Source organism: Anabaenopsis sp. FSS-46 (genome assembly GCF_029891665.1).
Lineage (GTDB): Bacteria > Cyanobacteriota > Cyanobacteriia > Cyanobacteriales > Nostocaceae > Anabaenopsis > Anabaenopsis arnoldii.
Window position 1 is genome coordinate 1 of sequence record NZ_JANQDG010000023.1, and the last position, 12496, is coordinate 12496.

Sequence of the window (12496 nt, forward strand, 5' to 3'; positions counted from 1 at the left end):
ATAGCGGTAGTCTTTCTTGTAAATCTTAAGAGAAATATCGCGTCTGGCTAAGGCGTGCAAGTCTACTAAGGGATAACCGCTCCCATGCTCCCGTTGAAGTAGAAAGTAAAGTCTAGCTTTGTCTAGGTTTTATATAGCAGAAGTGGAATAAATATAAAACATGATGGACAAGAGTAATTTTCAAAAATACCGTTTTGTCTGTACCCTGACCTTTGGTGATATCTACGGTCAAATAATTGTTTGGCTAATTACAATCACTGTCAGTTTAGCATCGGCTTTAGCTTTAATGGGTGCTAAACGTCCTGTATATGCTTTAGCAACTGTAGGTCTCATAGTTTTGTTGTCCCTACCATTCTTGCTATTTGCATTTGTGACCACGTTATTCAACCATATTGAAGTCACTGCTGTATCTCCGGGAACGAAAACCGAACCAATACCGGGGAATATTTCTCAGCAAAAACCAGTGGAAGCAACTAGCTGATTTCTGGGATTTAAACTCAGTACCACAAAAATGGTCAACAAGAGCGATGGCGCTCCGCGCCCGGCGGAGGCATCGCTCAGTTTAAACTACTTTTGCAAATTACCAAGATGCAAACCGCATTCCTTAGCAGTGGATTCTTCCCACCACCAACGCCCTTCACGTTCATGCTGGTTAGGTAAAACAGGTCTAGTGCAGGGTTCACAGCCAATGCTGACAAAACCGCGTTCATGCAACTTATTGTAAGGTACATCTAAAGCGCGGATATATTCCCACACCTGTGCAGAAGACCAGTTGGCTAAGGGGTTAAACTTAATTAACTGATGGTCTGGAGTCGAAAAAGCAGTATCAACTTCAATCACCGGGATATGGTTGCGGGTACTAGGGCTTTGGTCTTTGCGTTGACCTGTAATCCAAGCATCCAGAGTATTGAGTTTCCGGCGTAGGGGTCTGACCTTGCGAACCCCGCAGCATTCTTTATGACCATCTTGATAGAAACTAAACAATCCCTTCTCTTCTACTAAAGCTTGCACTTCCCCAGCATCAGGAAATTGGACTTCTAATTTAATACCATAATGTTCTCTGACCTGATTCAATAACTGGTATGTTTCGGGGTGCATGCGTCCGGTATCGAGAGTAAAAACACGGAAATTTTTAGTAACTTTTGATGCGATATCAATGAGGACAACATCCTCAGCACCACTAAAAGAAATGGAGATATTGTTAAAAGTTTCTAAGGCAAATTTAAGAATTTCCCTGGGTGTCCTTTGACTATATTCTGCTTCTAAGGCAGGAATATCTAAATTAGTTGGGGTAGCTACCATATTTTTGTGTTCTTTGCTTCGGCAAACTGAATTTTACCAAGTTAAGATGCTTTTCTACCATTCAACCTGGAGAATAGTGGAGTTTTAAATAGGGTATCAAAGCGACATCAAGATGGGATCTTGCCATAGTTACCTTCGCTGAAGCCATGCCAAAAATAGGATAGAATTGTAAAGAAATATTAAGGACTGATTTCCATGAATTGGTTGTTTTTTGCCCTGGGACTACTCACCGCAGTATTAGCGATAGGGATTTTATTATATTTACTCACCCCTCGTCGTTACCAATCATCTAACTCCGTAGCCAATTCTTACGACCAATGGACAGAAGATGGGATTTTAGAATTTTACTGGGGCGAACACATCCACTTAGGTCATTATGGATCACCACCACAAAGAAAAGATTTTCTGGTGGCTAAATCTGACTTTGTGCATGAAATGGTGCATTGGGGTGGTTTAGATAAATTACCCGCCGGTACAACTGTTTTAGATGTTGGCTGTGGCATCGGGGGTAGTAGTCGTATTCTAGCAAAAGATTATGGATTTGCGGTAACAGGGATTACCATCAGTCCTCAACAAGTCCAACGTGCCCAGGAGTTAACGGACAATGGACTGGATGTGAAATTTCAGGTAGATGATGCTATGGCGCTTTCCTTCTCTGATGCCAGTTTTGATGTAGTTTGGTCTATTGAAGCCGGTCCGCATATGCCAGATAAAGCCGTTTTTGCCAAAGAATTAATGCGGGTGCTCAAGCCGGGTGGAGTGCTGGTTGTGGCTGACTGGAATCAAAGGGACGAACGCCAAAAACCTCTGAATTTTTGGGAAAAACCCGTAATGAAACAGTTACTAGATCAGTGGTCTCATCCTGCTTTTGCCAGCATTGAAGGTTTTAGTGAACTGTTATCAGAGACGGAATTAGTTCAAGGAGAGGTGAAGACAGCAGACTGGACACAAGCAACACTTCCTTCTTGGTTAGATTCTATTTGGCAAGGAATAGCCCGTCCGCAGGGATTAGTGCGTTTTGGGATACCTGGTTTGATTAAATCTGTGCGAGAAGTTCCTACACTGCTACTGATGCGACTGGCATTTGGTACAGGTCTGTGCCGCTTTGGGATGTTCCGAGCTGTCCGGAAATAATCTCACTCAAAACTGAGTATTTTGATGCTGATAGTACTTATGGGCTGCCATGGCCATAGCTAGAAATCCCCACATAATCATACCAGAAAGACCGATCATGGTACTATAGCCAACTAGCTGCACACAAAAAGTAATACTAATCGCGCGGGCGGTACTGACAAAAGTATCAAACCGAGCCTCAGCATACTGAAACACGCTGAAGATTATCAACATAAACCCGGCCAGATAAGGTATTGCACCCACCCACCCCAGGGTAAAAAACATATCTAGAATACCACTGTCAAGGACAAAGACTTCCAATTCACCAGTCTTTTCATTCAGGGTCCAGATATTTCCTAATCCTTTACCTAAAACATTAGAAAGAGCTAAGTTTAAATTTCTCTCATAGCTTTCTGATCTCTCATTAAAGCTAGTATCTTTTTCTAACTGAGAAAATGTTTCTAACCGATTTGTCACGACATCCGAAATCGGCTCAATATTAGTCAAGGGTATAACACACATGATGATGATTAAAATCATGGCCATTAAGCGCATTTGAAGATGCGCCTTGACGGAACCAAAAATCATCACTATTCCCAAGAACCAACCCAACCAACTACTACGTACTTGTGTCAGTAAAAATGACAAATAACCAAGGGCTGAGGCCGGTAAAATTAAGCTTCCCGAACTGGTGAATAATAACAGTAGTCCTGTTTGCATAATAGAAGCAAAGGGTCCAGGTGAGTGTAAAGTACTCCATACCCTCATACCAAAAGGTTCAGGACTTCCTGAACTTGTATACATTTTCGATTCTATCAGCCAGTATCTATCCCATTCCGGTGCGACTACAAATTGATAGATAGCATAAATACTTAATAGCAATACAGCCCAGATGAATATACGTTGAATATTCTGGCGGTAGCTGGGATAGTCTCGCCAGTTGATAAACAAGTGAAAGGCAAAGAGAATGGGACTTAGCCAATCTAAAAGACCCCTGGCTACAGGTAGGGGTGAATTATGAACCAAACCGATTAAAAAACCATAGAAGACCGCGATAAAAGCCAAAACAAACGGCATGGCTCCCTGAGTGGAAGCCCGGGGAGAGTGGCGTAAAAAAGTCGCTATAGTCACAAATACTACTAAGTAAGGTGCTATGAGCATCTGACGGGTGGGGTCCCAGCCAATTCGATAGTCAACTAAACGGGCGGCTAAGGGTGTAAGAAACCATATCCACCAAGTAAAACCGATATAGAGAATGGGATGACGTAAGTATAAGAATATGGCTACTGCTAAAGCGGTCACGGGGTAAACTAAGCGCAATAAAGCAGCAGCACCGGCAAAATAGGAAACTACAGTCAGTAGCAGAAAGCCGGAAATAGCTAGCCAACCTTGTAGCGATCGCTCTTGGGGAAAAAAGTTTGATTCTGAAAAACTATTGAAATGTATCTGTTTGGAAATCATGATCGCCAATAACTAATGACCAATTACGAATTGTCGATGTGCTAACCAACGTCCCCGCCAGGACAGCAATAACTTTTGTCCGGCAATTTTACCTTGACTAGGTAAAAGTCGCAGCCATTGGATTAAACCTAAACTATCTCTTGTCCCTACTAATAATGCCCACAGCCAAAACACAAAATGACGCGATCGCGGCAGATGTTCTAGTAAGACTAAAGTTTCATTATGAACTAGGTTAATCAAAGCAATTTCATTAAAGTTGTGGCGTTGGTCTTCATCAAAACGTTGGGCTGGATAGTGATCTACCGCCACTTGGGGATCATAAATTATTTTCCAACCAGCCCGCTTTAAACTCAGAGTAAAGGCCATTTCAAAGTGTACCTGCGCTCCTGTACCACGCATTCGCTGATCAAATGTTAATTTCCCAATTGCTTGGGTACGAAAACTCATATTCACCCCTTTGAGAACATCAACTTCCCGGGGTGATCCTACTCCTAAATGGTGGTTACCAATTACCCGCCCGAACCACTGCAACTTACCAACTATGGGCTGTTGACCGTCTTCAATTTTGTCACCGTAGTGTACCCAATCGCGACCACCGACACCGCCAATAGCAGGATCAGTGATAAAGTGAGCGTTGATTCTTTCCAACCAATCAGAATGAGGTGCTGCGTCATCATCAGTAATAGAAACAATATCTCCTATTACCACGTTCAATCCGGCGTTGAGTGCGGCTACTACTCCCGGCTCCGTCACAGGTACAATATGTAATGGTAACCTTTCGGCGTAAAATCCGCCGAGGAATTGCCAAGTCTGGGTATCTGTATCCCGAACCACGACAACTACTTGATCAACTGGTTTAGTTTGTACTTGCAGCGCCAAAAGGCAACGTGATAGATCTAGAGGACGGCGATAGGTGGGGACGAGAACCGTATTCCTCATGATTCATTAACTCCTCAAATAAATCTAAATAGGTTTGTGCCATACTGCTCCAACTGTGTTGTTCTGCAACTAAACGCGCGGCTTTTCCCATTTGTTGGTATAATGAGCGATCGCTACTGAGTAACTGTAATGCTTGTGTTAAAGCTTCTACATCGTCTGAGTTTGACAACACTATTCCCGATTCTGGTGTTACTAAAGCAGCAGCACCGGTGGAACTGGCGGTAATTACAGGTAACCCAGAAGCCATGGCTTCAATAACCACTAACCCAAAGGGTTCATAACGTGAGGGGAAAACCAAGAAATCCACAGCTTTCATCAGTTCTGGTACATCAGACCGCTGTCCCAAAAAATGTACGCGCTGACAAAGTCCTAATGATGCTGCTAACTGAAGATAGGGGCTTCCTTGAGTATTTCCCGCTACGACTAGATGTAAGTCAGGAACTTGGACTAAGGCTTGTAAGACTGTATCTAAGTTCTTGCGCGTCAGTCTGATATCGCCCGCAAACAATGCTAAGGGTACATTTTCGGGTAGTTGCCATTTTTGGCGATCGCTGACTCCTGGGGAAAACTCTTGTAAATCAACGCCGTTTAAAATTACTTTGATAGACTCTGGGGGTACACCTATTGCTTGTAAGTCCTGAGCGACTTGATCAGAAACGGCTACTACTACTTGAGCTTTAAGAAAAGCTGGTTTTTCCCAATGTGCATTTAAAGTTGTGTATAGCCACTGGTAGGAGTTATATAGGAAATTTCCTGGTTTTTTTTGAGTTTTATTAGAGGTAAATTTCCCCCAAGAATTATGGACAAAATGTACTGCGTTGACATCTCCTGGGGGATTAGTAATTGCGCCATTAACTTTTACTATGTCCACTTCTTGGCGATGTTGTTTTAACCATATTGTGCTTTTAGTGGCAAAAATAATGTTACGGAGAAATTCTGTAGGATAGCCTTTTACAGGAATATCAACCCACTTAATTAGGTGACTTTGCTGTAATTCTAAATCTACTTGACTAGCTAATAATGTTAATTGATAACCGCGACGAATTGCTTCTTGGGCTACTTCATAATTAACTCTACCCTGACCGTCGCATTTTTGTAGGCTATGGGTAACGATACAAATTTTCATTTATTACCTTTCAGGATTTGATATGTAATACTAGTTTTGTCGGAACTGGTAATTAAGCATTAAAAAATTAGCTGGTGCCATAGCTCTTCTGATTCAGGTAGTTGTCAATTTATCTTGCTGTTCTGAGTAACTGATTGGTGAGAAATTTGGGTGTAAAACTCAGAGTTAAAGCTGCAATAGTGCGGAAATTAAATTTCTGCTGTTTGAGGGATCGACAAAGGTGATAACGTGCTGTTTTTGTCTGTTGATTTCGTAGTAAACCAATTCCCAATGTGGTATGGGATTCTAACAGTTTTTCTTGAAAGTAAGATTTAAATTCCTTTATACGACTATCTTGTATAAAGATTTGGTAACAGAAAATCTCGCTTTTGGCCTTGCGAATTTTTGCCTGTGCATCACGATTACCACTGAGTTGAGTTTCAGTTTCGTGATGGTCTCGATATAGTGTTAGTCTTTCTGGATGATAGTAAGCACTACAACCCGATATACAGCAGAGGTAGGTTAAATATAAATCCCACATCCCCCCAATTTCTGAGGGAATAATCTCCCAATCAATCACATGATTGCGAATTAAACAAGCTGCTGCTGTGGGTATGCTTTTATCTATTAAGCCAATTTTATAGAATGGTTGATGAGTTCCAGGGGCGAGTTGATCTCGCTTATAACTGCGTGTATTCAATTCAGTTCTATCATATTGAATCTTGCCATACCTATCGATAATATATTGGTCACAAAAGGCGATGATTAAATCAGAATTTGCTTCTAAGGGTGGTACAAGCTTTGCTAAAAAGTCCTCCTTCCACATATCATCATCGTGGAGACTAGCGACATATTTACCACGCGCCATTTTGAAACCATGTATCTGATTTCCCTGCATTCCCACATTTTCTGAATGTCGCCAAAAGCGAATGCGTGGATCTGCAAAATATTCCACGATGGCTTGGGGATTTTCTGGACTGCAGTTATCAGAAACAATAATTTCAATGTTTCTATAAGTTTGGTTAACAGCACTGGCGATCGCCTGCTTGAGGTACTCTGGTCGATTATAAGTGGGAATGACTACACTCACCAACGGGCTATCTGTAAGGTTGAATTCAGTATTTAGTGACATAATTTCGACTATTGAGATGATTTTAAAACTTTATTGTTAGTGGTTCTGTCCTCAAATTGGGCGATGGTTTGCCCATAAATTTCTGCTAACCTTTGCAGGTGGATATCAATAGTAAATTCTGCCTGATACCAAGCTTGACCCCTTTCACCCATGAGTCGGCATTTGGGATAATTAGTGGCTAGTTCGTTGATAGCATGAGCTAATTGTTTGATATTATTAGCTGGAACTAAAATTCCTGTTTCCCCATCTCGTATATGTTCGGGAATACCGCCTACAGCACTAGCAATGATAGGTCGATAGTGACTATAGGCTTCCAGGGTTACTAGACCAGCGGGTTCAGGCCAAAGACTAGGAAAGACTACAGCAAAGCACTGTTGATAAAGTAACTCTAATTGCTTACTATTACACCAACCATGCCAGGTAATGCGATCGCTTAAGCCCATTTGACTGGCTAGTTTTTCCATGGTTGACTTACTCCAACCATCGCCAGCAATATCAAGATGGATACCTTCGTTAGTTTGCGCCAAAGCTTTAATCAACCATTCCACGCCTTTATCGGGAACAATGCGACCAGCAAACAAAATCCGCTGATTTTGATGAGTGGCTAAATTTAAAGGTGCTGTGGTTTGTGTAGGTGGTTTGACACCACACCGCAGTGTCACCACTCTTTGCGGTGGGATACCATTACTAATGATTTGCTGACGTACATAATCACTGTTAGCAATTACGGGAATTTGCAGTTTTTTGAGTCTTTCTAGTGGATGGTAAGTGTTAAACCAATTGTGTATCAGCTTTTGCGGTCGGCGGCTACCACAACCATCTATCAAATGTCCCCAAGCACACCCCAGAGGATTTATGGGGCGATCGCAAACTTTGGCGCGATTGGCTAAATATTTTGTGCCACTAGGACAATAGCTAGAGTGATTATGTAAAGTCAATATGGCTGGACATTCTTCCCGCAAATCCAGCAGCATATCTGGGTCGTGAATGTGCAGTAATTGGGCTTGCTGCTGATCGAAATTCTTTAAAGAATAAATTGTGCGATCGCTGACCCCAGTCATGGGAGAATTTATCAAAGAAGCTAAATAAGTTTCAATACCCCCACCCCCACTGATATTAGTACGGGAGCAGTGATAGATCATTTTCTTATCAACTAATGTGTAACTCATATTGACTCAAATTGTTTAGTTATAATCATCATTTTTCTCTAAGACAAGTTAGGATGAAAATTTATATTGCTACATTCATCCAAAACTTATGTCTCACATCACTGACATAATGCCGTAAAGCAATTGTTTTACTCGCAAAATTATCTCTATATATAAATTGATCCATGACATTCATTACATACTTTTCTGAGCAGAGGGGAATGCTATCATGATTATGAATTGTTAAATGGACAATGGTTTGTTCTGTAAAATAGCTTGGTGTTGCCGATAAATTTGCCAAACGTTTAATGGCAAAACTCCAATCTAATTCATGCTTAAATAAAATAAATCCCGCATTGATAGGATTTAATTTTTCTGTTTCTTCATAAAGGATTCTCCCATCTAGTGAATTTGCACAATCTGGTAAATAATGGCAGACTGGACTATCTGAATTAGCCAACTCTACTAAATCACTTCCCCCTGGGAAGAATAAAATATCTGAGTCTGTATAGATAGTGGTACCATGAATGGGAATTGACATCAATGCTGATAATTTTTTACCCATAGGATGGATTTGGGCATAATCACATACACATTGCGGTAAATCTGGTTTAATAAATTCGTTGATGGGTATGACTTCAACACAGGGATGAATCCGGCGCAATAACTGACAACTCAAATCAGTATAGCTACCATCAGAAATCACGGTAAATTTATGAGGGATACCAACATGGGTGATAAATGAGCGAATACTTGCGACTTGTTCGGGTAAGTCTCGTTCACAAGATAATGCATATACAGTCAACGGAACTTGTTGAGTTATTTTGATGTCACGTTTAACGGTTTTAGCTATCTTAGATTGATATAAATTACGGTTAATTTTTCCTTGCAATCTAGCCGCATGATAGCCAATATTTACCATTTTTTATATCTCCTAAAAATCAAGAATATATCAATTTATTCTGCAATCTACCAGCGATAAATCAGGATAAATTTATCCAGGGTTACCCATTTGATATTGGGTCTTGTGATATTCCCATAACTTGCCTTTAAGTTCTAATAATTCCTGGTAATTACCTTGCTCGACAATGCGTCCTTGTTCTAATACCACGACTTTGTCTGCTTGGGCGATAGTTGAGAGACGATGAGCGATCGCAATCACTGTTTTACCTACAGATAGCTTTTCGAGAGATTCTTGAATCAAGCGTTCAGTCATGGAATCAAGAGCGCTGGTGGCTTCGTCCAAAATCAGAATTTCTGGGTCTTGCAGCAAAGCCCGGGCGATGGCAATTCGCTGGCGTTGTCCTCCAGATAATCGCACACCCCGATCCCCCAGTTGAGTATTTAACCCTTCAGGCATTTCTTCAATAAATTCGAGTGCATTGGCTAGTTGAGCAACTTTGCGAATTGCAGCTTCAGTTGCCCCTTCTGTACCGTAAGCAATATTATTCGCCACAGAAGTATTGAAAATAAAGGTATCCTGACTGACAACAGCGATTTTCTGTCGTAAAGATTTAATGTCAAATTTGCGGATATCCACCCCATCAATCATGATATTTCCGGCTGTTGGATCATAAAATCGGGGAATTAAATCAATCAATGTACTTTTACCAGCACCAGTACCACCGACTAACGCCGTAGTTTTACCTTTTTCAATACTTAGGGTAATATTCTTGAGCACTGATGTATTAGCATCATAGCCAAAATCCGCTGAGACTACATCAATTGAATACTCTAGCCCATTAAATGAGAGATAACCATTCTGCAAATAGGTTTTATTGTCAGTTCTAATTAACTCCTTAATATTATCTGCTGCTCCTTCGAGTGTGCTTAAATGGGCTCTAGTGCCATTAATATCTTGGACAATTGGCACAACGCGAAAGAGAACAAAGAAAAATGTCAGCAAAGAAGCTACCTGTAGGGTTCCATTGGCAACAAAAGCAGTAAAGGCAAAAACAATCATGCCAATCAGAATCGTACTAGCTAAAGCTTCAGCTAGCGGTCTAACCAGCGCCCAAGTTAATACAACTTTGGTGGCGGTGCTAACTACTTGATTGCTAGCTTGATAAAAACGATGGCGCTCAAATTCTTGAGTTGCAAAGGCGTGAACCGTGCGAATTGCGTTAATAAATTCAATAGCTATAGAGGTAAATTTCCCATTAGCAATTGAGGTACTAAAACTAGTTTCCCTAGCACGGGAATTGAGTGTTGATAATCCAACCCCTATTAAGGTGAATAATAGAAAAGAAATAATTGTCAGCTGCCAAGATAATAAACACATGGAGACAAAATAGACACAAATGGTTATCCCTCTAGTTATCAAAAATGCTGCTCCACTAAACCACTGTTTTATTCTCTCAATTTCCGTAGTGATAGTATTAATTATTTCGCCGGATTTGGTGTTATTAAAATAACTTAAAGGTAATGCTTGCAACTGTTCAAAAATTTGTTTACGCAAGCGGTCGGCTAGACGTAATTGAGATATTTCTATGTATACTTGTGCGAGGTAATTGAAACTAGCACGTATCCATGTACTGACTAAAATTAGTAAGGAAATACGATATAGTCTCTCAATTGCCGATGTCTGAGTCGCTAAAATCCAGGTGTCAAACCAAGAAATTCCAGTTTGAATTGGTTCGGCATCAGGGGTAGTTAAATTTTGCAAAAATGACAAGAGAAAGCCGATACTAAAACCTTCAAAAGTTGCAGCTAGCACTGAAAATAGTAAAGCGAGAATAGTAACTTTACGGAATTTTTTAAATTCTCGCAATATTAAAGAATTTTTCTGCCAAAATTTACTGGCTTTAAAGCGATCGACTAAGACTTGAGCAGCTTGAATATACATGATTTTTTTCAACCATAATGTGAGGACTTACATAAGTCATAGAGATGCTCAATAACCCTTTAATTGTAGTAAGACAAAAAATTGCTTATCTTTGTCTAGGGTGCGTCAGACAAAGCGCCATAACGCACCTTATGGACTGAATGCATTTAGCAGAAAATCACAGTGTTGGGTTATCCAAATGCAAAACACTAGATTGTTGCCATGAATCCGTCATGTCTGATAATTGATTCATCTGCTCTTGTCCGGCCACAGTTAGAACAGTTTCTAAAGTACAATTAGGAGATACCATCAAAGTCGTTTCACCGCGCAGCACATTCCACAACTGGGGTAGATGGTCTAGATCGTATTTACGCATCCAACGCCCTAAAGGTGTGAGATTCTCCTTTGTGGTTGTACAAAACTTGAGGGCACGAAAGATTTTACCTCGTTTTCCCACCTGCCACTCACTGGTGAAAATTGCCCCTGGTGACTCCACCTGTAAAATGACAAATAATACCAGCATAACTGGACTCATGAGTAGTAGCAAAAACAAAGCGGTAATCCAGTCAATGAGTTGTTGCCAACGGCTAAGTTGTTTATTGTTAGAGGGTAGGCGAAGAAATATGGGCTTACCAGCTTGCTCGCAGGCTTCAACCCACAGTGTCAGATAATCCTTGCCAACACTGGGATCTATACTGACCAAATTTACCGGAGAATGTTTTAAGCAATTGACTAATAATTGCTCATCATGCAAGGAAGGTAAGTAAAGGTGTTTAGTTTTTCCGGGGGATTTAACTAACAACTGACCACGCCGCCATTGGAGTGTACAGTATGAAAAGCGATGATTGTGGTGTTGCTCGGCTGGATGAGAGGAATTGCCGAGGGTAGGAGGAATTAATGAAATTGTCATATGTCTTTGGATCTATACAATAGTGAATCGCTGAGTTAATATTGAAGGCTATGAATGCCAAAGACTCAAACCGAATTTTGTTTTGCTCCAAAAATAGGTAATTGTGTGCCGAAATATGCTTTTTAAGTTGCACTCCAGATAACTCTAGATTTTGGGCAATTATACTGGTGTAAAAATGTAAAAACCAGAAGGATACTTAGGAAATAAGTAGCAGTAAACATACTGCACAAAAGGGAAATTAAGGGGATTATCTGATCAACATGGATAATCGAAAAGTGCTTCAATAAAATTCCCTCATCCCTTAAGTGCGCCATAAATTCATATCTACAATTAGTTGCGACTACCTATTTTTTTCTGAATCTCACAAAACCAGTTTAACCTTGACTTTTAGTTGTTGCGTTGGGGCTTTAATGTCTAGGATATAAGACCTTTGAGACCTGACTATATGGTGGGGTAAATTCTTTATTTAGTCTTTAAATAGCCTCTGCTTTTTATCCTTAATTATAAAGCTACTATAAATATAGTTATTTTGAAGTAATAGTATTATCCTGGAAATTTGATA

The 12496-nt window shown here is 40.5% G+C and carries 11 protein-coding genes; 2 read left to right on the forward strand and 9 right to left on the reverse strand.

Annotation, left to right across the window (positions count from 1 at the left end):
* Positions 1–163 precede the first annotated feature (163 nt).
* Positions 164–481: a hypothetical protein gene (locus tag NWP21_RS02405; RefSeq protein WP_271731279.1), complete on the forward strand. Its 318-nt coding sequence runs from the start codon at positions 164–166 to the stop codon at positions 479–481.
* Positions 482–567: 86 nt separating this feature from the next.
* On the opposite strand, the gene NWP21_RS02410 is transcribed toward NWP21_RS02405, so the two are convergent.
* A complete protein-coding gene (locus tag NWP21_RS02410; RefSeq protein ID WP_280791470.1) occupies positions 568–1302 on the reverse strand; it encodes a phosphoadenylyl-sulfate reductase in 735 nt (244 codons plus the stop codon).
* 195 nt (positions 1303–1497) lie between these two features.
* Here NWP21_RS02410 and NWP21_RS02415 point away from each other — a divergent pair, with 195 nt between their 5' ends.
* A complete protein-coding gene (locus tag NWP21_RS02415; protein ID WP_280791471.1) occupies positions 1498–2436 on the forward strand; it encodes a methyltransferase domain-containing protein in 939 nt (312 codons plus the stop codon).
* A gap of 6 nt (positions 2437–2442) precedes the next feature.
* On the opposite strand, the gene NWP21_RS02420 is transcribed toward NWP21_RS02415, so the two are convergent.
* The 8 genes from NWP21_RS02420 to hepC all read right to left on the reverse strand — a co-directional run bounded on the left by NWP21_RS02420 (position 2443) and on the right by hepC (position 11934).
* The gene (locus tag NWP21_RS02420) at positions 2443–3876 is read right to left on the reverse strand and encodes an O-antigen ligase family protein (protein ID WP_280791472.1); all 1434 of its coding nucleotides are present in this window, start codon (positions 3874–3876) and stop codon (positions 2443–2445) included.
* A gap of 12 nt (positions 3877–3888) precedes the next feature.
* On the reverse strand, positions 3889–4815 hold the full coding sequence (locus NWP21_RS02425) for a glycosyltransferase family 2 protein (protein WP_271731265.1): 927 nt from the start codon (positions 4813–4815) through the stop codon (positions 3889–3891).
* Positions 4733–5941 carry a glycosyltransferase family 4 protein gene (locus NWP21_RS02430; RefSeq protein ID WP_280791473.1) on the reverse strand — a complete coding sequence of 403 codons (1209 nt, stop codon included), beginning with the start codon at positions 5939–5941 and terminating at the stop codon, positions 4733–4735. The genes NWP21_RS02425 and NWP21_RS02430 overlap by 83 nt, the downstream gene beginning before the upstream one ends.
* 109 nt (positions 5942–6050) lie before the next feature.
* Complete coding sequence (locus NWP21_RS02435) at positions 6051–7052, reverse strand: glycosyltransferase family 2 protein (RefSeq protein ID WP_280791474.1); 1002 nt, start codon at positions 7050–7052, stop codon at positions 6051–6053.
* A gap of 8 nt (positions 7053–7060) precedes the next feature.
* Positions 7061–8221: a glycosyltransferase family 4 protein gene (locus tag NWP21_RS02440; protein WP_280791475.1), complete on the reverse strand. Its 1161-nt coding sequence runs from the start codon at positions 8219–8221 to the stop codon at positions 7061–7063.
* Between the two features lie 61 nt (positions 8222–8282).
* The gene (locus NWP21_RS02445) at positions 8283–9122 is read right to left on the reverse strand and encodes a hypothetical protein (protein ID WP_280791476.1); all 840 of its coding nucleotides are present in this window, start codon (positions 9120–9122) and stop codon (positions 8283–8285) included.
* Positions 9123–9194: 72 nt separating this feature from the next.
* Positions 9195–11045 carry a heterocyst formation ABC transporter subunit HepA gene (gene hepA, locus NWP21_RS02450; RefSeq protein ID WP_280791477.1) on the reverse strand — a complete coding sequence of 617 codons (1851 nt, stop codon included), beginning with the start codon at positions 11043–11045 and terminating at the stop codon, positions 9195–9197.
* Between the two features lie 157 nt (positions 11046–11202).
* Positions 11203–11934, reverse strand: a complete 732-nt coding sequence (gene hepC / locus NWP21_RS02455; protein ID WP_280791478.1) for a heterocyst development glycosyltransferase HepC — start codon at positions 11932–11934, stop codon at positions 11203–11205.
* Between the last annotated feature and the right edge of the window lie 562 nt (positions 11935–12496).